Annotated in this window: 11 protein-coding genes; 3 read left to right on the top strand and 8 right to left on the bottom strand. The window is 66.4% G+C overall.

Annotated features, from left to right (window positions below):
- The first annotated feature begins 56 nt into the window (after positions 1 to 56).
- Together ACOOHB_RS13385 and ACOOHB_RS13380 are read left to right on the top strand one after the other, a co-directional pair.
- On the top strand, positions 57 to 323 hold the full coding sequence (locus tag ACOOHB_RS13385) for a GNAT family N-acetyltransferase (RefSeq protein WP_420445340.1): 267 nt from the start codon (positions 57 to 59) through the stop codon (positions 321 to 323).
- A gap of 412 nt (positions 324 to 735) precedes the next feature.
- Positions 736 to 2085 (top strand): IS1380 family transposase, encoded by a 1350-nt coding sequence (locus tag ACOOHB_RS13380; protein WP_420445339.1) that lies wholly within the window; start codon positions 736 to 738, stop codon positions 2083 to 2085.
- Between the two features lie 335 nt (positions 2086 to 2420).
- On the opposite strand, the gene ACOOHB_RS13375 is transcribed toward ACOOHB_RS13380, so the two are convergent.
- From ACOOHB_RS13375 to ACOOHB_RS13365, 3 genes are all read right to left on the bottom strand, one after another.
- Positions 2421 to 3251: a PP2C family protein-serine/threonine phosphatase gene (locus ACOOHB_RS13375; RefSeq protein WP_420445338.1), complete on the bottom strand. Its 831-nt coding sequence runs from the start codon at positions 3249 to 3251 to the stop codon at positions 2421 to 2423.
- Positions 3252 to 3472: 221 nt separating this feature from the next.
- Positions 3473 to 5041, bottom strand: coding sequence for a choice-of-anchor R domain-containing protein (locus ACOOHB_RS13370; RefSeq protein WP_420445337.1), 1569 nt, complete (start codon positions 5039 to 5041; stop codon positions 3473 to 3475).
- Positions 5038 to 7725, bottom strand: coding sequence for a choice-of-anchor R domain-containing protein (locus tag ACOOHB_RS13365; protein WP_420445336.1), 2688 nt, complete (start codon positions 7723 to 7725; stop codon positions 5038 to 5040). Before ACOOHB_RS13365 ends, ACOOHB_RS13370 begins: the two co-directional genes overlap by 4 nt.
- Before the next feature lie 253 nt (positions 7726 to 7978).
- Here ACOOHB_RS13365 and ACOOHB_RS13360 point away from each other — a divergent pair, with 253 nt between their 5' ends.
- On the top strand, positions 7979 to 8887 hold the full coding sequence (locus ACOOHB_RS13360; RefSeq protein WP_420445335.1) for an IS982 family transposase: 909 nt from the start codon (positions 7979 to 7981) through the stop codon (positions 8885 to 8887).
- Positions 8888 to 8905: 18 nt separating this feature from the next.
- Here ACOOHB_RS13360 and ACOOHB_RS13355 read toward each other — a convergent pair whose 3' ends face one another.
- From ACOOHB_RS13355 to ACOOHB_RS13335, 5 genes are all read right to left on the bottom strand, one after another.
- Positions 8906 to 10906 (bottom strand): hypothetical protein, encoded by a 2001-nt coding sequence (locus tag ACOOHB_RS13355; RefSeq protein ID WP_420445334.1) that lies wholly within the window; start codon positions 10904 to 10906, stop codon positions 8906 to 8908.
- A gap of 96 nt (positions 10907 to 11002) precedes the next feature.
- Entirely contained in the window at positions 11003 to 15937 is a 4935-nt protein-coding gene (locus ACOOHB_RS13350; protein ID WP_420445333.1) for a choice-of-anchor R domain-containing protein, read from the bottom strand.
- Between the two features lie 387 nt (positions 15938 to 16324).
- Entirely contained in the window at positions 16325 to 17623 is a 1299-nt protein-coding gene (locus tag ACOOHB_RS13345) for an ATP-binding protein (protein WP_420445332.1), read from the bottom strand.
- 443 nt (positions 17624 to 18066) lie between these two features.
- Positions 18067 to 18762 (bottom strand): N-formylglutamate amidohydrolase, encoded by a 696-nt coding sequence (locus tag ACOOHB_RS13340; RefSeq protein WP_420445331.1) that lies wholly within the window; start codon positions 18760 to 18762, stop codon positions 18067 to 18069.
- A gap of 22 nt (positions 18763 to 18784) precedes the next feature.
- Positions 18785 to 20398 (bottom strand): gamma-glutamyltransferase family protein, encoded by a 1614-nt coding sequence (locus ACOOHB_RS13335; protein WP_420445330.1) that lies wholly within the window; start codon positions 20396 to 20398, stop codon positions 18785 to 18787.
- Between the last annotated feature and the right edge of the window lie 3 nt (positions 20399 to 20401).

Below are 20401 nucleotides of genomic sequence, written 5' to 3'. Positions count from 1 at the left end.
GAGTGGCGTCCGAGACGCTTCCATCCCGATTCAAGTAGGGCGCGGGTGGCTACCCGATGCAGCCATTTATTCTTCTGGCGAGGCTCGGAGTTCACAGCGCTCACGAAGGGCAAGGGCTGGGTAGTCGGATGCTCGGGCATGTCATAGTAGAGACCTACAACTACAGCACGGCAATCGGCTGCAGAGGCCTCCTGATACATGCAGAGAACGATGACGCTGTTGCGTACTACAAGAGCCGAGTAACCGATTTCTCAAATGTGCACGGCAACGAACAACACCTGCTGCTCCTCGCTAAAGACATAGGGAAGAATCTTGCTGACTGAGAAGGCGCTCGACAGAATGCTGTGATCGATGCGCCTGAACCTCTCTCGAGGCATTCGCGCTCGACCAGTTAACGGCCACGACGCCGCAAATGGAGCCTGCTGCGACGCGTGGTCGGACCGTAGCGCGCGGGGACTCATAACCATGATCTCCGCAGGAGCCATCAGATCCCCCGAAAACGGCCATTTCGCCCCGAATTTGCCCCGTCTGACCTGGGTAAACGCGACTGGCCAACACCCCACCAACCAGCAAGCCCCAGGAGCCCAGCTCCGGGGCTTGTTTCGCGCGGCCTAGCCCTGATTATTCACGAGTCGGGCGGACTGGTTTGTCTGGGTCCGCGGAAAAGCCCCTCTGACCTGCGACGATACGTGTCTGCAATGAACGCATCCGCGAGTTCAGGGGGGCATCTCCGAGGTGAAACTTAGCAGTGTCACAAACGCGCGTCTGGCAGGCGGCGGGGACCGTGTCGTGTGGGGCGCGGGGTTGTTCGCTCTGGGCGGGTTCGCGGACCGTGTCGGGCTGACCGAGGCGCTGTCGGCCGCGGTTCCCCCACGCGGCGAGCGCGCCCCGGTTCATGACCGGGGCCGGGTGCTGGTCCATGCGTTGTTGATGCTGGCCGGCGGCGGTGAGGCGTGCACCGACATCGAGCATCTGCGTGCTCAGCGGGAGCTGTTCGGCGACGTCGCGTCGGACTCGACGCTGTACCGCACCCTCACGGGCCTGGGCGCGAGCGGCGCCGCGGCGCTTTTGGGCGCGGCCGCAGCGGTGCGCGAGCCGTTGTGGGCCTCCGCCGACCGCAGCAGGCCGCTGGTGGTCGACATCGACTCGACATTGGTGGAGGTCCACTCGGAGAACAAGGCCGGAGCTGCGCCGCATTACAAGGGCGGGTTCGGGTTCCATCCGATGATCTGCTCCACCGCGCAGGGGGAGCCGCTGTGGCTAAAGCAGCGGCCGGGCAACGCCGCCGCGAACCACATCGGCGATCATCTCGAAGTGCTCGACGCCGCGGTGGCGATGCTGCCCGCGCCTGACGCCGCAGGGCACCGCGAAGGCGACGACCCCGACCTCGTGGAGCGTCCGCTGGTGGTGCGCATCGACACCGGGGGATGCTCAGCGAAACTCGCCGAAGGGCTGCGGGACCGCAGCATCGGCTATGCGATCTCGGCGCGGTCCGCCCCAGCCATCCAAGCCGCGATCCGCGGCGCCTTGGGCGAGCCGGGCCGCTGGCACAACGCCCCAAAGCGCCCCGATCAGCGCAAACGGCGCGGCGCTCAGGTCGCGGAGCTCACCGATCTGGCGGACCTGTCGGGCTGGCCCGAGCGCACCCGGCTCGTGGTGCGCCGCGAGCCGCTGCACCCCGGAGCGCAGCGCAGCCTGTTCCCCAGCGAGAACTTCCGCTACTGGGGGTTCTACACCGACCAGACCGGCCACCCCGCACAGCTGGACAAGCTGATGCGCTCACACGCCGACATCGAGGACGCCGTGCGCCGGCTCAAAGACAGCGGCCTTGCGCGCATGCCGTTCACCGACTGGCACGCGAACAGCACCTGGGCCGCCATGTGCATGACCGGCCTCGCGCTCGTGGGATGGTTCCAAACAGCCTGCCTCACCGGCGCGCTCGCCAAAGCGGCCCCCAAACGGCTCCGCTGGCAGCTATGGCACCTTCCCGCCCTGGTGTGCCACAGCGCACGGCGCGTCCTATTGCGGCTGCCCGAACAGCACCCCGGCGCCCGAGCACTGCTCGCCATCGCCCACCCCCGCTGAACCCCCAGCCGACCAGTTCCGCGCCACGCCCGCCGCAGCGGGACAGCCCCACCACGCCCGCACCCCCACCCGGTCCCGCCCGCGCACCAAAACCGAGCCCAACCGCTCCCCTCCCACAACCCCGCCGACACCCAAACAGCCCCACACCGCCAAACAAGGCCCACAACACGCCAAAAAGACGACCAGCAGAATTCTCATGAATAATCAGGGCTAGTGCTCGCGTCGCACGCCCTTGAACGGCCCGCCAGATCTCTTCATCGCCATGAATCGGCCTGAGGACGCGTCGCGCTTGGTCCAGTTGCCGTTCTTCGGATTCTGGAACTGACTGCGGCCCTTCAAGCCTCCGCTGCCATCGAACCGCCAGCGTCCTCAGAGACCTCGGGTGTGATGCGTGCGACCGCGATCGTGATGTTGTCCTGGAGTCCCGCGAACCGGGCGGTGTCCATCAGCGTGTCCGCCGCGTCCGCCGCGGTGCCGCGTCGATCAGTCGGCAGCGCGAAGCCGAGGCTGTTGTCGTCGGGATCGTCGCTGAACCACTCCCGGCCATGAGCACCCAGGATCGGGCCGAACAATCCGTCGGTCGCCAGAACCAGCAGCAAGCCGCCGCCTTCGATCCACCCATTCACGCGTTCGCCGCGCACATCGTCACCGAAATGATCCACGTCACCGGGCGGCAGGTCGAAGCTGTCCCGGTCGGCGCGGGACATGCCAATGCAGCGGCTGATGAACCCGAAAGGGTCGTTGTGCGGTGCGCAGTGCCAGCCCGGTCCGCCTCCGAGGGGAACCACGAATCCCATCGAGTCCCCGATCCACGACAGCAGCAACCCTCCTTCGGGTGTCCATGCCGCGACAACCAGCGTCGTGAGCGCAATCGCCGACGACACGCCCTCGTTGTGGGAGCGCATCTCGGGGCGCAGCGCCCACGCCGCAGCATTCGCCGCATCGAACGCAGCCGTCATTTCGGCGGCATCGGCGATGCGCTCGGGCAGCGCGTCGATTGCCGCCTGTGCAGCCTCGTCCCCATACGGATGCCCGCCCAATCCGTCTGCGACAGCGATCACCCAGGATCCGTCGGGGTTCTCCACAGCGCGGACGCGGTCCTCTTGGCGGTCGCGGGGACCGATCTCGGTGCGGGTCTCGATGTCGGTGGTCAGCTTGGGGGTCATGTCCGGCGCCCATTTCGAGTGCTGTGGTGACCGTACCGAGGAGATGTGACAGCACACGGACGCATTTGCCGAACCGCCTCGCGACCGACCAGTTCATCCTCGACCAGCTTGAGGGGATGACCGGCACTCAGGTCAGCGAGCTGTCCCATCAAGAGCCGGGCCGCTCGCTGGCCCGGGGCGTAGGTCGGTGGGTTGAGGCAGTGCCGAGATCTGTGGGTGGTCTATTGGTGTGGGCCGCTGACGGTGAACTCCAAGCGGTTGGACAGTTTCCTGTCGTCGTCGGTGCAGATGGCGCCTGTGTCGTCGCAGTCGTTGGGGATCGGCAGTACCACGGTGACGTCGCCGGTGGAGTCGGGCTTGACGGTGATGCGCCAGGAGATGTTGGCGGGCCTGTTGGTCCTTTGGGCTTTCTTTATGGATCCGCCTGTCACGTTGAAGGCGTGGAGTTTGAGGGTCTTGTAGCTCAGGCGGAGGTTTTCGCTGAAGTCGAGTTCGAAGGTGAACTCCGACGAACCGTCGTGAGTGGTCGGGGCGGCGACGGTCACGCTGACGGTGAACGGGACCGGTTCCGGTTCGGTCTCAGTCTCGGTTTCGGTCTCAGTCTCGGTTTCGGTCTCAGCCTCGGTCTCGGTCTCGGTGGTCTGTTCTGAGATTGTTCCGGTCAGTTTGATTTTGAAGCTGGCTGTCTCGTCGTAGGCGGTCCAGGTGCGGGTGTCGGAGCTGGCGGTGAGGTAGTAGGCCCGGTCGGCGATCGACCAGCCTTGGGCACCGCCGGGGTCCTCTTCGGTGGCAGCTGAATTCTCGGTGGGGTAGGTCTGGGGGATGACTGCATATGAGTCTGTTCCGCTCGGGTTGGGCCACTCGATGACGACGAAGTAGGTGGTCTGGGCCGCCAGCTGCTGGCAGGAGCCTTCACCTGTCGGCGCCTCGAAGGCGATCACTCCCGGTGCGGTGAAGGTGGACGGATTGGTCAGGGTGCAGTGCGCGTCGCCTGGTTCGTCTTCGCTGGTGGCCTCGTTGATCGTGACCCGGAGCTGGTCTGCCGCGTTCGACGCATCGTAGAAGCGTGACACCGCGATGTCGACGGCGCCGAGTGTGTACCCGTTGGTGTTCGGGCCTGTCGCGAATGCCTGGGCGAACCCTGATCGGGCCGTGTCAAGGGTGCGCTGAATCCCGCCGGCGCCTTCGGTGCCCACGCCCAGGTTGCTGACCAGGAACTGCGGCTCGGGTTCGCTGCTGTCTTTGTCCGCCGTCGCGATTCTGCTCAGCGCCTCGTTGATGGTGTGGACATCTGGGACCGGCGTGTCGGCCTGAAAAGCGTCGATTCCGGCCGTCAGCACGATGCGCACATGAATGAGTTGTCCGTGTTCCCAGTCGGCGTCCACGTCGTGCCATTTGAAGCTGCTGGCGCCGGAGGTGTCCGCGGGGAACTCCAGGGAGAGGTCGCCGACTTGCAGGGTGTAGTCCGCAGCGTTGGGAACGCCTTCCTGGAATGCCAGGCGCAGGTCGCGGTGCGGTGTGTAGGACCAGAGCGACTTGATCTGCAGGTCGCCGCTGCCGCCCACATTGGAGAACAGGTCGGCGGTGGCTGCCCCGATGGAGACGTTGGTGTACTTCACCACTGTCATGTCGGCGGTCCAGACCGGCTCTGCGGGCTCCTGCGTGTCCGCCGACGCCGGCGTCGCCCAGACCGCCATGGCTGCCAGCACCGTCGCCAGCAAGGCCGCCGCGATGCCCCGCGGGGTCAGGGCCCGGGTCGGTTGCGCGGCAATGCCGACGACCGGGGTCATCTCTCGGGGACGATCGTGAAGACGGGCGAGATCGCGTAGAGCGACAGCAGCGTCTGGCGAGGGCGCGCCACGTACCCCGAACTCACGTCGACGGCGCCGATGGGGGCGTAGTTGTCGTTGGGATCGTTCGGTGTGCCCACCGCGACCATCTCCGTGGGCGAGTTCGTGCCCATCGGGACTTCGGGATGCGAGGCGCCTTGGGCGTCGCACCCGGTCCAGATCATGTGGCTCGGGTTGAAGTGGGCGGTGTTCCCGGCGGCGTAGGCGCCATGGTCGCTGTTGACCCACGCGCCGCTGTAGAACTGGTCGTAGGAGTCGGCGATCAGCGTGGGGCGATCCTCCCAGCCGCCGTCCAGCCAGCGGATCGTCGCGCCAAAGGCGTCGGTCATCGCGGTGTTGGTCCGCGCGTCGACCGCAGCGGTGCAGACCACCGCTTTGAACTCCGAAGCGACGCTGCGTATCACCCGATCGGTGAATGGCGCCGATGTCTCGTCCCGTCTGCTGCGGCCGGAGGCTTCGAACTGGACAAGTTCGTTGTATTCCTCTATGTCCCCGGACACGGCGCCCGTTGGGTGGTGTGTGACGAAGACCACCCTGAACTGGTCCCCGACACGGGCGTCGTGCGGTGCGTGGAGCCAGTCCGGGGTCACCTGGTAACCGCTGCTCACGGACCTGGCGCTGCCCACGAAGCTGCCCTCGACGGCCTCGCCGTAGACGGCGATCTCGAGTGCGTGGCTTCCTGTGGACACCGTCACGCTGTTCAGGTCGGCGCCGCGGTAGAACGCGTCGGCCAGGGCGAAGCCGTTGAGTGTCTCGGGTTGGTCCTCGTCGTTGCTTGAGGTTCGGCGCAGTCTGTGCTCCTCGCCGTTGTGGTAGGTCCAGACCATGACGTAGGAGGTGTCGGGCGCCAGCCTGGTTCCCGTGGGTGCCTCGAAGAAGCTGAGCTTGCCTGCTGCGTAGTCGTCGGGGCTGACGAGGTCGAACAGCTTGTCGCCGGGCTTGCCGCCCGTGTCGGCGTGCACGGCCACCTTCACCGACGACGGTCCGTCGGGTATCTGGGGGTCGTTGTTCGTGTCGTCGGAGCCTTCGACGTTGACGCCGATGCCCTGCAATCGGTACCCGTACGCGCTGGGTCCGGTCGCGAAGCCCTGCGATATCACGTCATTGGCGGATGTGGCGGTGGCGTAGCTGTCGTTGTCCTGTCTCAGGTTCGACGCCATCGCGTGGAGCGGCTCCCCGTCGACGGCCATCATCGGCGTGGGGCAGGCGATATTCCCATGCTCTGAGAGGGTCACGCCCGGCGCCGACGGAGCGTCCGTGTAGTTGACTATTTCGGAGCAGAATATGCGGCCGTTGATGATGCCTCCCCGCGTTGTCCCCGCGGTGTCCCCGGCAATGCTCACGATGTTCATGTGGAAGACGTATGAACTGCTGCCGGCCACGGTTGCGCCTTGGGGAGCCGTCCAGTCAGACATGCCTGCCGGGGAAGCCAGGTGTAGTGGGGCAGCCACCAGGCTTCCTTGGGCAGACGCATGGGGCAGGGTGAACAGCGTGGCGCCCGAGCTGTCTTGCAGGTCGAACGGGAGACCGAAGAAGCCGCTTCTGCTTGTTGAGTCGTCCGCCGCCACAGAAACACCGCGGATGAGGTAGCGGTCCGCTGACCCGACGTGCATCTCGAAGCAGCAGTCGTCGCCGGTCGAGACGATTTCTTGGAAATCCGTGACTCCCGTGAAGTTCGCAGCCAGGACGCCGCGGTCCCGCCTCGAGCCCTCGAGGGCCAGGCGCAGCGCGCCGCCGCGCGTCGCGGGACCATCCCAGCGTCCGGTCGAACCCAGCGCTCGGACCCTCGCCGAGTCGAACAGGACGGCCTGCGGCTCGCCGCCGGGATCCTCATCGTCGGATGCCGTCTCCATGATCGACAGCGACGAGCCGAAACCCGACAGCACGATGAAGTAGTTGACATTCGGGTACGCGAAAGACCCTTCAGGAGCCGTGAACTCGTTCAGGCCGACCCCGAACGAGGCCGGGCCGTCGAACTCGAACAGCTCGCGTTGCACACTCGAAGCGCCGTTAACGGCCGTCCCAGCAGGGCCGCCGATCCACAGCGACACGCTCAGATCAGACGGCACCGCGGCCAACTCGATCGACACGCCCGAGATCTCATAGCCCTGGCCGTGACTGCCCAGCCTGAACCCCATGGCGTACTGCTGAGCGACATCGACCCGCACCGACGACGACTGGCCAACATTGCTCACCAGCCGCGTGGTTGGTGCGGACAGCAGCACCAGCACCGTGGCGGTGTTGGACGAGCGACTCCTCACCCCATCCCTGATCGCCTGTACCCGGTAGCTGTAGCGCTCACCGGGCACCGTGGCCGTGGCGTCGAAATACGTGGTATCGGTCGTGGCGGTGTCGGACACCAGCGTCGTGAGCGTCTGTTCGCCCCGGTCGGGACGGCGGCGCAGGATCTCGTAGCCGTCCACGGATTCGTCATTCTCGGCGAGCGGGGCGTCCCACGTGAGCTCCACCCCGCCTTGCACCAAGCGGGCCAAAAGGTTCGAGGGAGGCGTGCGCTCGTCGGGGGCCTGGGCCCGGGCCGTTGCTCCCGGGCCGATCAGAGCCACGAGGACCGCCGTCCCGATGAGCAGCATGGAGAGCGGCGCCAAGCGCCGCGAACCGGTCACGACTTACACCCGGCCTGCCGACACCCTCCATAACTCCGGGGGGGGGGGGGGGTACTGAAGACGCCCGCGCGATCTGGGCCGAGGCGTTCAACATTGCGTGAAAAATGATCATGAACATCTGAATTTAGCGCACAATGCTCATGACGGGGCCCCGCTAGATGATTAGTTCCAAGGGGTGGGGTCCACTGGTTGTGGGGTGAGGGTGTCCAAGCTCGGGGTGTGTATTCACGCTTCGATCTTGGAGGTTCTCAGCATGGGCCCGGACTTGGACACCCTCGCGACCGCACTGTATGTGAGGATCGATGACCTGTTGGCACAGAACCCTGGGTGGGCGCCGCGGCGGCCTGCGGTGGGGTTCGCCCCGAAGCTGTCGGACGCGGAGCTGGTCACCCTGGCGGTGATCTCGGCGCTGCTGGGCTATGACAACGAGTCGCAGTTCATGCGGTTCGCGAGAGCGCATCTGGGGCCGTGGTTTCCGTATCTGGCGAACCGCGACGGCTACAACAAGCGGCTGCGGCGCAGCGGCGAGATGATCGCCGGTGTCATGGGATGGCTCGCACGCGAGTGCGAGTCGTGGCATGACGACGTGTGGCTGGTGGACTCCACGCCGGTCGAGTGCGGCACCAGCCGCGAGACCCAAAAACGCTCTGACCTCGCGGGATGGGCCCAATACGGCTGGTGCGCGTCGCATTCGCGGTACTTCTGGGGCCTGCGGCTGCACCTTGTCGCCACGCCGGCGGGGCTGCCGATCGCGTTCGCTCTCGCCGGCGCGAAAGCCGACGAACGCGACGTCTGCGCCGACATGATCGACGCGGCCGGGATCGCCAGAGCGGGCCAGACCCTCATCGCCGACAAGGGTTACCGCTCAGCAGCGTTCGAAGCCCACCTCAACAACATCGGCATCACCGTGCTGCGCCCCGCCACCCGATCCGAGACCCCACGACCCGGCGCAAGGTTCCTGCGGCCCCTGCGCCAGATCATCGAATCGATCAACCAGACCCTCAAAGGCCAGCTCACCCTCGAACGCCACAAAGGCCGCACCAAAACCGGCGTCGCAGCGCGCATCGGCACCCGACTTCTCGCCCTCACCGCCGCCTTCTGGCACAACGAGACCTACCGACACACCCGACCAGCACGCTCACTCACCGCATACGACCACTAAAACCTTGGAACTAATCATCTAGGTGGCCGGTCCCGATACGGTGAAGCTCAGCGTGTTGGACAGTTTCCTGCCGCTGCCGTCTCTGGCGCAGATCGCCTCGGTTGCTGTGCAGTCGGTGGTGGCCGGGAGCTCGATCGTGATGTCGGCGTTCGATTCGGGCGTCACCTTTATGGTCCATGCGGCGTTGCTGCCCCGGGTCACCCGCCGGGCTCTGTCCACCTTGCCGTCGGTGACCGTCTCGCCGTCCAAGATCGTGAACACGTGGTCCCGCAGGGTCAAGTAACTCAGCTCGACCTCTTCGCTGAAGCGCAACACGAAGCTGAACGCGGTCTGGCCGTCGTGGGTCGTCGGCACGCTCTCGAAGCTTGCCGTGAGCCTCACCGGCGCCGCGGCCACTTCCTCGGTGGCTTCGCTGGTGAGGGTCTCGGTGTTGTCGGCGTCGTCGCTGAAGGTCACCCGGACCCCGATGGTCGTGCCCTGCTCGCTCGAGGTGAGCAGGTAGCTGGAGCCGGTGGCCCCGTCGATGTCGCTGCCGCCGGCCGTCCACTGGTATTGGTAAGAAACGTTGGTCAGCCCGTCGGCGTCCTCGATGGACGACGTGTCAGCCGTGAGGGTCTGTTCCACCTCGGGTGTTCCGGCGATGGTGGGCGCTCCTGTGGGCGAGTTGTTCTCAGTTTCGGTTTCAGCCTCGGTCTCAGACTCGGTCTCGGTGGTCTGTTGTGAGACTGTTCCGGTCACTTTGATTTTGAAGCTGGCCGTCTCCTCGTAGGCGGTCCAAGTGCGGTCATCGGAGCTGACGGACAGGTAGTAGGAGTGGTCGGCGATCGACCAGCCGTCCGCGCCGCCGGGGTCCTCTGCGGTAGCTGCCGACTCATCGGTGGGATAGGTCTGGGGGATGAGTGCGAATGCGTCGGTTCCGCTCGGGCTGTCCCACTCGATGACAACGAAGTAGGTCGTCTCGGCCGCCAGCTGCAAGCAGGCGCCCTCGCCGGTCGGCGCGTCGAAGGCGATCACCCCCGGCGCGGAGAAGCTCGACGGGTTGACCAGGGTGCAGAGCACGTCGCCCGGCCCGCTGTCGCCGGCGGCGCCGTTGATCGTCACCCCGAGGTCGTCTGCCGCGGTCGAGGCGTCGAAGAAGTGCGTGAACTGGATGCTGACCGAGCCGAGTGGATAGCCGACGGTCCTCGGACCCGTCGTGAATGCCTGGGCGAACCCCGATCGGGCGACGTTGAGGGTGCGCTGTACGCCGCTGGCGCCAGTGACGCCCGCTTCCAGGTTGCTGACCAAGAACTGCGGCCTCTCGCGCACCTCCTGCGTCGCGGCGCTGGTCAGCGTCTCGCTGTTGCCGTTGTCGTCGATGAACGACACCTTCAACTTGATCGCCTCGCCCTCGTCGTCGCCGAGCGTGTAAGCAGACTCTGTCGCACCGGCGATATTGGCATCAGCGCGCATCCACTGGTAGCGGTAGGAGACACTGTCCAGCCCGTCTTCGTCCTCGATAGCCGAAATGACCGCGGTCAGCGTCTCACCCACCTGCTCCGTGCCGCTGATAGCGGGCTCGCCCGTAGCCGCAGAGTTGACCACCACAGAGACGGCCTCCCCAACAGCAACATCGGCCGTCAACACGACCCGCACCCGGATCAGCTGCCCATCCTCCCAATCGATGTCCACGCCCGACCACTTGAAGCTGCTGGCACCAGAACTGCCGGCAGGAAACTCCAAGAAGAGGTCGCCGACCTGCAACGTGTAGTCCGCAGCGTCAGAAACACCGTCTGCGAACGCCAAACGAAGATCGCGGTCCGGCTTGTAAGACCACAACGACTTGATCTGAAGATCCCCGCTGCCACCGACATTGGAGAACAGGTCCGCGGTGGCCGCGCCGACCGAAACGCTGGTGTACTCCACCACCGTCATGTCCGCCGACCACAACGGCTCCGCGGACTCCTGGCTGCCCGCCGCCACAGCCCACAAAGCCACACCCACCAACACCAACGCCGCCGACAGCGCCGCCCCGGCCACGCCGACAAACAAACCCCGACCAGACAGACCAAACAAAGCCCCCCCTCGGGAGACAGAACCATTCATCTCAGTGCGTCTCATCGATACCAGCTCCAATCAATCCGAAAGCTCGATGAGCCTGATCTCAACGGTCTCGCCATCGGCCCAGCTCAGGCCGGGGCCGCCCCAGGAGTAGAAGTTCGTACTCCGAACTGCATCTGCCAGGGCGAACCGTTTGCCATCGAGTTCGAGCACGAGCTTCGAGTCGGAGTCAGCCGGCGGCAGCGATGCCATTTGCAGGTGCAAATTGTCTGCTGTGAGGCTGCCTGACAAGGTTTGCCTCTCGGTTTGGAGATGACTCACGGTGTAGGCTGTTCCCTCGTAGGTGAACTGAGTTGACCCGATGATCTCCCCGAACGTGGAGCCAGATCCGGCGAACACACTGACGGTTGATCCCGCAGTGTCAGTGAGTGTTCCCACCGTCATGCTGGCTGACCAGATGGTGCGGGGGGAGCCGTCGCCGTAGACGGTGAAGACGGGCGAGATCGCGTAGAGCGGCAAGGCTTGTTGTTTTGCGATGCCCAGGAATTCGTTGGCGTCGTCGGCGTCGAGGCTGCCGAGGGGGGCGCGGTCGGGGTCTCTCGGCGAGCCTGCGGCTACCACCGCGGTGGCCGAGCCCATGGGGCCCATCGGATCCGGGGCCCCAGAAGCGTCGCACCCCGTCCAGACCATCGCATGCTCCTCGAAGTGGGCGGAGTTCCCGGTGACGTAGGCGCCCCAGTCGCGGTTGGCCCAGTCGGCGCTGAAGAACTCGGAGTACGTGTTGGCGACCAGCGTGGGGCGATGCTGGTAGCCGCCGTCCAGCCAGTGGACCGCCACGCCGGTGCCTGGCATGTCGGCGTTTCTTCGGGCGCCTCTGCCGTTGGTGCAGACCACCGCTTTGAACTGCTCAGCCGCCCTCTGAATGAACTGATTGGTGTATCGCCCGGCTGCTCCTGGATACCGTTTGGACCGGCCAGAGGCTTCGAACTGGGCGAGGGCGTGGTAGTCGCCTGCGTCGGAGGACGTGGCCTGCGTGGCGTGGTGGGTGACGTACAGCAGCCTGAACTGGTCCCCCGCGTCGGCGCCGTCGGGTATGTGTGTCCAGCTCAGGGGCACGAGGATGCCGCCGGCCACGGGCGGCCCCTTGGTGAGGACATCGGTGTACACGGCGATCTCCAACGCCTTGTTCGACTCGCTCGCGGAGCCCCGCCGGAACTCGTCCGCGATGCTGGCGCCCGTCAGCGCGCCCGAGTCCTCGCTTGCGGCGTCGGTCAGCTGCAGCCGGTGCGGGGTGCCGCCGGTGTGGCGCCAGACCAGATGGTAGGAGGTGTCCGGATCCAGGTACGCCCGCGGCGGCGCCTCGAAGAACCTGTCGTCCGCCCCCAGTTCGATGGGGCTGATCAGGTCGAACAGCTTCGCGCCCGGCTTCCCGCCCGAGTCGGCGTGCACCGACACCGCCACCGACGCCGGGCCGTCGGGCACCTGGGGAACGCCGTTCGAGTTGTCGGAGCCGTTGATGTTCACGGCGATGCCCTTCAGCCGGTACCCGAACTCGCCGGAGCCGGCCGTGAAGCCCTGCGATGCCGTCGTGGCGCTGCTCCCGCCGACGGCGCGCCAGACCCCGTCGGTCTGGCCGAGGTTCTGCACCATCGCGTTGAGCGGCTCGCCGAAGATGGCCATAAAAGCGCGGACGGGGTTCGGAGTTTTATCATTGAGGGCGAAATCCCCTAGGACGCCGCCGATGCTCACCCCGGCCGCCTTCGGCGCGTCCTCATCGGTGGAATCCGTGGCGCCGTAGCGGGTCAGGATGACGCCTCCCTGCCGGATGGGAAGTTCGCCGTCCTTGTAGATGTTGTATTCCTCGCAGGTCTCCACACCCATCGACGTGGTGCAGCCTCCCTCCACGGTCATGCCCTGGGGAGCGGTGAACTCGTTGATGCCGTTTATCTGACGTGTGCTTATCAGCTTGAACAGCTCGTCAGTCCCGTCGCGCAGCGACCACGGACTGCTGAAACCCCCGGCGACCGAGGTGTCGTCTACGGAGAAGGTCACACCCCGGATGAGGTAGCGGTCCGCCTCCCCCACGGTGAAATTGAGGCCGATATCGTCGCCGCTCGATACGATTTCCTGATTGCCTTCTGTATCTTCCTGCCCGTAGGTCGAGACCAGGATGCCGTGGTCCCGCCTGTGGCCCTTCACCGCCAGGCGCAGCACGGCGCTGTCCCCCTGGTCCTCGATCGTCGCTCCCGGCTCGCCGCCGCCGTCCTCGTCGTCGGAGGCGGTCCGTTTGATCGACAGCGAGTCGCCGAAGCCCGACAGCACGATGAAGTATTCGAGGTTTTGGTAGACGAACGCCGCTGGGGGGGCCTTGAACTCGTTCAGGCCGACCCTGAACGACTCCGGGTTCTCGAACTCGAACAGCTTGGTGTACGCACCGCCGAACGCCGACAAGTGAGCACTGCCCGCCCACAGCGACACCTGCAGCCTGTCCGGCACCGCGGCCAGGTCGATCGACACGCCCGAGATGTCATAGCCCTGGCCGTGGACGCCCAGCTTGAACCCCAAGCTGTAGCGCGCGCTGGTGATCGTCGCCGTGGCCGACGGCGATTGGCGCGTGTTGCTGACCAGCGTCGCCGCCGGCAGCAGCCGCGGCGGCTCGCGAACCGGGCGGAACGGCAGGCTGGACACAATCTCGGTGCTGCCTACTTCGTCGACGAACGACGCCTCCACCCTGAGCAGCTTGCCGAAGTCCTCCTCGACAAGCCGGTAGCGGCCCGACTCGACGCGAACGCCGAGATCGTTGACAGCAGCGCCGACCTGCCGGTAGTCGACCTGGTCGACGCCGACCACGGTCTCGGTGGCGCCGTCGACCCGGATCCACCGGTAACTGAAGTTGCGCAGGGGGCCCGTCGATTCCAGGCTGCCCACATTGGGGATCCCCTGGGGGTCGGAAATGCCCGAGGTGTCCACAGCCAGCACGCCGTGGCCCTCCGCGGTGGGCAGGATCACCGGCCGGCCGGTGGCGTTGGGAGGTGTCTGCCCCGAGTACACCGAGATCTCCAGCGCATTGCCGCCGCTGTCCTGGGTCAGGTCGGTCACATCGGGGCCCAGGCGGAACGCGTCCGCGATGCTGGCTCCTGTTTCCCCCCCCGAGTCCTCGCTGTTGCCCGTGGTCCTCACCAACCGGTGGTTGGCGCCGCTGTTGTGGCGCCAGACCAGGACGTAGGAGGTGCTGGCGTCCAGGCGCTTCCCCCTTGGCGCCTCGAAGAAGCTGAGGCCCGCCGCGTATTCGGTGGGGCTGAGGAGGTCGAACAGCTTCGCGCCCGGCTGCCCGCTCGCATCCGCGTGCACCGACACCGACACGGCCGACGCATCGGCGGGAACCTGGTCGGTGCCCGACACTGCGGAGCCCTCGATGTTGACGCCGATGCCCTGCAACGAGTAGCCGCCTGTTCTGGAGCCGGTCGTGAAGCCCTGCGACACCACGTCGTTGGTGCCGCCGACGGAGACATAGCCGTTGTCGGTCTGCCCCAGGTTCTTCACCACCGTGTACAGCGGCACGCCGTACACGGCCATGCGCGGCGTGGGGCCTGCTGCATCGTTGTCGGACAGGTCGCCGCCTTTGCCGAGGGTCGTGCCCGCCCCCGTCGGCACATCCGACCTGCCGTCGGCATCCGTGTCGACTTGTTGTATCCGCGATAAGACGGCTCCGACCCTCTCTATCGTGTCGCCGTCATTTGTGAATTCGAACTCTGTGCCGAGTCCCTTTTGGAGGAGGTAGGTGCTTTCTCCTGACACGGTGGCACCCTGCGGGGCCGTAAATGTCGGCAGGCCGTTGACCTTGCGCGTCTGGCCCAGGCGGAAATGTATGGTGCCGTCAAAGTCGTCGGAGCGGAAGAACCACGGGTTGTCAAAGCCCCCGTCGAGATGTGTGGTGTCGTCCATGGCGATCGACATACCGCGGACCAAGAAGCGGTCCGCAGCTCCGAGTGCGATCGTAAAGCCAATCTTGTCGCCGAGAGAGATGACCTCCTGATTGCCCTCGTCGCCGGATTGCGCGAAGTTCGCTGCGAGGATGCCTTGGGTACGCCTCGAGCCGTTGATGGCCAGGCGGACCACGCTGGTGTCCCCGCCCACCTCGTTGGCGAGCACCGCTCCCGTCTCGCTGCCTGCGTCCTCGCCGTCCGAGGTCGTCTTTTTGATCGACAGCGAGCTGCCGAAGTTCGACAGCACGATCCAGTGATCCACGACCTGGAGCGCGTGCACGCCCAAGGGAGCCGTGAACTCGTTCAGGCCGACGGCGAAGGGGTCCGGGTTCACGAACTCGAACAGCTTCGCTCGACGCGAACCCCCCTCGCCGCTCCCGGGAGGCCCCCCGGTCCACAGGGAGACGCTCAGGCTCGACGGGACCGCGGCCAAATCGATGGAGACGCTCGATATCTCGTAGCCCTGGCCGTGACTCCCCAGGTTGAAATTCATGGCGTACGTACTGGTGATCATCGCCGTGGCCGACGGCGACTGGCCCGTGTTGGAGACCAGGCTCGACGCCGACAGCAGCGTCGGTCTGGCGATGGGGCCGAAGGGCACGCTGGTCACAGCCTCGGCGTTGTCGGCCCGGTCCGTGAACGAGACTCGCACCTTGAACTTCTTGCCGAAATCGGCTTCGACGAGCTGGTACCTCTGCGAGTCGGTGCCCACGTTCGTATCGTTAGAGCCGTCGACCCGGATCCACTGGTAGGAGAAGTCGAAAATGAATTTGCCGTCGTCCGGATCCCCGATCGATGTTGCGCCGGGAGCGGCGCCATAGGGCAGCCCGTCGGCATCCCTGATGTCCCAGATGTCGGCCGCCAGAATGCCGGGGCTCTCCGCGGAGACCACGACCCTCGGCAGGCCGGTCGCGGTGTTGTTGGCCTGGGCCTGGGCCGTTGTTCCCGGGCCGATCAGGGCGACGAGGACCGCCGTCCCGATGAGCAGCATGGAGAGCGGCGCCAGGCGCCGCGAGCCGGTCACGACTTACACCCGGCCTGCCGACACCCTCCATAACTCCGGGGGGGGGGGGGGTACTGAAGACGCCCGCGCGATCTGGGCCGAGGCGTTCAACATTGCGTGAAAAATAATCATGAACATCTGAATCTAGCGCACAATGCTCATGACGGGGCCCCGCTAGTGCTGTGATCGCAGCGGCGAAGTGCACCTCACGCTGTGGGCTTCATACGAGCCCCTCAAGGGACCGCCCTAGCGCATCACACTGCTCGCCGAGTAGCGCGGGAGGTCGGTGCCGGCCGGAGTTTTCGAGCCCAGATTCGAGACGACGACGAGGGCGCCCGCCGTTGTACTCGACTTCGAGGACGGTTCCGACGGCCTGCCCGAGGCGATCGTCGCGGCCGCCGAGGCAGCTCAGGGGCCCAGAGCGGTGAGGGGGGCCACACTCACGCCGTCGGGACGGGTGTAGGAGTAGCCGGTCGGCGTGATGACCAATAGCGCGGCGAGCGGTCCGGCTCTGGAGGTGTCCACGGCGGCGGCGACGCGACGCAGTGACCGGGCCGCGGCGTCGACGGCGTCAGGAGTGTGGGACAGCTTCACCTCCACCGCCATCCACTCGCCGGTGTAGCGGCGCCGGATGATGGCGTCGGCCTCGAGACCGTTGTCGAGGCGGTGGTGGTAGAGGTCGCACTCGTGGGCGTCTGCGTAGACGCGCAGGTCGCGCACGGCCAGCGACTCGAACAGCAAGCCGCAGGCCTCCAGATCGGCGGTGAGCGCGTCGGGGCCTGCCCGCAGGGCCGCAGCAGCCAGCGACGGGTCGACGAAGTGCCTCTTGGGAGACTTCGTTAACCGGGCGCGCGAACGCAGATGGGTGGGCCAGGCGGGCAGATCCTCGGCAATGAACAGCCGGGTCAGAGCATCGAGGTAGGCGCGCACGGTCTGGTGGTTCAGCGGCCTGTCGTTGTCGGCGTCGTAGGCCAGGCGGGAGTTGGGAGCCGTTGTAGCGGTGTTGCGTGCCAGCGAGATGAGCAGCTTCTCGACCAGCACCGGATCGCGTCGGCGCCCCGAACCGATGTCGAGGTCCAAGCGTCGCACCTCGTCGAGGTACTCGCGAAGTCTTCGCTGGGCCACCTCCGGAGACTGGTCGAGGAGCCACGGCCATCCGCCCACACAGAGGGCTTCGAGCACATCGCGAAACTCGGCCTCGCTGGTCCCTGCAGGGGCCGGCTCACCGCCCAGCAGGCCGCCTAGGGACACCAGTCCGCTCGACATGCCAGACTCCAGCAGGGACATCGGACGCAGCCTCGCCCTCGCCACGCGGCCTGCGCCGGAGTGGCGCACGATGTCGTCGACCGGAGCCGCCGATCCCGTCAACAGGAACCTGCCTGGCTCGCCCGACCGGTCGCATGCGTGGCGGACGTGGTTCCAGATCTCGGGAGCGAGCTGCCACTCGTCGAGCAGCCTCGGAGCCTCACCTCGAAGGACGGCCTCCGGGCTCACAGTGGCGAGCCGCCGTGCCGCCGCGTCGCCGTCGAAGCGGACAGAGCTGCGGGCGTGGCGCAGAGCGGTCCACGTCTTGCCGCATCCCTTCGGCCCCTCTATCAGCACTGCGGCCATCGAGTCCAGGCACTCGGTGACTCGGGCATCGGCCACGCGTGGCCGATAGCCGCTCGGTATGAGCGTCCGGTTGCGGGGTGCGTGAGGGGCGCTCACTGTGTCTCTCCGGCAGTCGACATATGGATGTAGCGATTCCAGTCCAGCGGGCGTAGCGATCGCGTTGATGTGAGTGTAGCAATCGCGTTGATGTGAGCGTAGTGATTCCCCACGGTCTGACGAACGAAAACCCCACCGAGCTACTGCTCAGCAGGGCTTTCAACCCGGCACCAGGTGGGCTGGCATATGGTCAACGCCCTGGTGGGCGCATGGGCCGAGCAGGCGCGCGACGAGCTGCGCACCGACTTCCTGTGCAGCGGAACGGGCTGCACGTCGTACAGGGTCGAGTGGTCGGTGCAGGATCCGCCCGAGGCGGGGGATCTGCGGTCGGCGGCAACTGGCGCCGGCTGGGACCGCATCGACATCGACAGGCCGTGCACGCCGCCGCCGCTCGACACCGAGCCGGGCCCAGTTGGCTCACGTCGAGCGGTGGCACCCCGCGCTCACAGACGTGCCTTGACCCAGTTGTCGAACGCTGTGAGGAGCATCTGGCGCTTGCCGTCGTTCGTCAGGAATGGCGCTCTGGACATCTCGAGCTGCATCCATGGCATCTCGGTGCCGTGTGAGCGCGTGATGTAGCCGCCTCGAAAGGGATCGTTGACATTCACCGGCCCGTCGAGGAGTTCGGCGAAGCACGCCCGCAGGCCATCGATCCAGGTCGGCGGACAGGTTCCGTCGCCGTTGCTCAGACAGATCCACGGCCGCTCCTTGCCGTGGTCGGGTCCGACGGGAGGCCCGCTCGCGGCCATCGTGTGGCAATCGATACCCAGGGGCCACCGGCCGCTGCGCCCCAGTTCGCTGAGCTGGTCGTGGTAGGGGGCGTGGTAGTTGCCCAAGAGATGCTCGACTTCGGAGTCGCGCAACGGTCGGCGGTAGACGGGCACGTTCCAGCAGGTGTGGGTCTTGACGACGCCGTCGGGTCGGCGGTCATCGGGTGCCCGGTTCATGTCGACGATGGCGCGGGCCACGTCGGTGGTGACGAACGCTTCGACTTCGGATTGGATCGAGTAGATCTCCGCAGCGCCGCCGTCGCCGTCGTCGGCGATTTCCTGGGCCGACAGCGAGCACACGTCGGTGACTTCGGCAGGAACCCGCAAGCCGGCGTGCGGCACCGAGATGACCAGCGGCAGCTTGCTCATGCCGGTGCAGGCGAAAGTTTGCTCATGCCGGTGCGTGGCCAGACCCGGGCCCAGCCTCGGGCGCACGCGCGGGCACCGACGCAGGACCAGCCGCGGCACCGTCGCGCCGCGGATCGGCCACGCCGATGAGCCGTCCGCCGTCTCTCATCACCAGCTGCGCGCAGCCGAGATAGAACGAGTAGGGCTCCCGGCGAGTCAGCGCATAACCCGCATCCTCCAACGCCGCGAGCACATCGGTGGCGATGCGCGACGACTCCACCGAGACCTCCCCTTTCAGCGAGCAGTGGATGCGGGGCGCGTCCACCGCTGCCATCGGAGTCGAGTTCCGCAGACGAAGCAGCACTTGCAGGATCGTGGGCGGTATGCGTTCGCTGCCGGGTGAGCCGATCGCCAGCCACGGCTGCTTGGACCGGAACACGATCGTCGGGGCCACGCTGGCCCACGGCACGGCGTTGGGGCGCAGGTAGTACGGGTGGGTGACGTCCTCGGTCTGGAAGGCACTCATGTAGTTGTTGTAGAGAAAGCCGAGCTCGGGTGACGCGGCGCAGGAGCCGTACACGTTCTCGATCGACTGGGTGAGCGCCACCACGTTGCCGTGCGCGTCCATGACCGACAGGTGAGTGGTCTCGCCGTGTCCGAAGCGCTGGGCGACCCCGCCGGCGAGAGCCCGGGCGTACTCGCGGTTGAGCATCTGTTTGTCCGAGGCCGGGGAGTACAGATTCGGGTCGAAGGGGCGGTCCTTGCGATCGACGAGTGCCAACCGGATGGTCTCGGCCAGGCAGACAGCGCCTTGGGGCGTGTCGATGTCCTGGAGCTCCCGCGGGAGGCTCTGGTGAATGTTGAGCATCTCCACCAGCGTGCGTCCGGCGCCCGGCAGCGGCATCGTGAGCACCCGGTCGCGCCCGAAGCGCACCGACAGCGGCCGCCGTTCGATGGGATGGGGAATCTGGGCGAGATCGTCGGCGAACACGACCCCGCCGTTGGCCTCCATGTCCTGGTGAATCAGCCGAGCTGTCTCACCGAGGTAGAAGTCCTCGAAGCCCTGCTCGCGCAGACGACGCAGCGTGCGAGCCAAGACCGGCTGGGTGATGATCGTGCCGGCGCGGTACGCCCGCCGCCCGTCCTGGAGGAAGAACTGACTGCCTGAATGAGCCGCCAGGCGCCTGCGTTCGCGCCGGGTGAGGCGGTGCTGCAGCAGACTGACCTCGTAGCCCTCTTCGGCCAGCACGATCGCCGGTTCGCAAACCGTTGACCAGTCGAGCTTGCCGTAGTTCGCCAGCGCATGGGCATACACGGCGGGCGAACTCGGCACCGTGGTGGCGAGATGGCCCCGTCTGCGGTCTTCGGTGAGGTTTGCGAAACGCTCCACGAGTGCTCGATTCGGCGCCCTCGACGAGCCGTCCAGAGCGATCGTGCGGCCACTGGCACTGTCGTGAATGACCATCATGGTCTGGCCGCCGAGCCCCGAGGCTGCCGGTTCGCACACCCCGAGGGCAAGCGCTGCCGCCACGGCCGCGTCGATGGCGTTGCCGCCGCGTTCGAGCATCTGAACGCCAGCTGCCGTCGCCGAGTAGTGAGCCGTGCTCACCATCCCGTGCTCGGATGCGGCGATGCGCTGCGGCTCGCGTTCGATCATGCG

Source organism: Candidatus Poriferisodalis sp., assembly GCF_965215815.1.
In the GTDB taxonomy this organism is placed as follows: Bacteria; Actinomycetota; Acidimicrobiia; order Acidimicrobiales; family Poriferisodalaceae; genus Poriferisodalis.
This window is presented reverse-complemented; position numbering and strand designations above follow the sequence as displayed.

What these genes read in the sequence shown, in the direction of transcription:
- ACOOHB_RS13385 (WP_420445340.1), top strand. Translation starts at nt 57, where the DNA reads ATGCAGCCATTTATTCTTCTGGCGAGGCTCGGAGTTCACAGCGCTCAC.
- ACOOHB_RS13375 (WP_420445338.1), bottom strand. Translation starts at nt 3,251, where the DNA reads ATGACCCCCAAGCTGACCACCGACATCGAGACCCGCACCGAGATCGGT.
- ACOOHB_RS13370 (WP_420445337.1), bottom strand. Translation starts at nt 5,041, where the DNA reads ATGACCCCGGTCGTCGGCATTGCCGCGCAACCGACCCGGGCCCTGACC.
- ACOOHB_RS13360 (WP_420445335.1), top strand. Translation starts at nt 7,979, where the DNA reads ATGGGCCCGGACTTGGACACCCTCGCGACCGCACTGTATGTGAGGATC.
- ACOOHB_RS13340 (WP_420445331.1), bottom strand. Translation starts at nt 18,762, where the DNA reads ATGAGCAAGCTGCCGCTGGTCATCTCGGTGCCGCACGCCGGCTTGCGG.
- ACOOHB_RS13335 (WP_420445330.1), bottom strand. Translation starts at nt 20,398, where the DNA reads ATGATCGAACGCGAGCCGCAGCGCATCGCCGCATCCGAGCACGGGATG.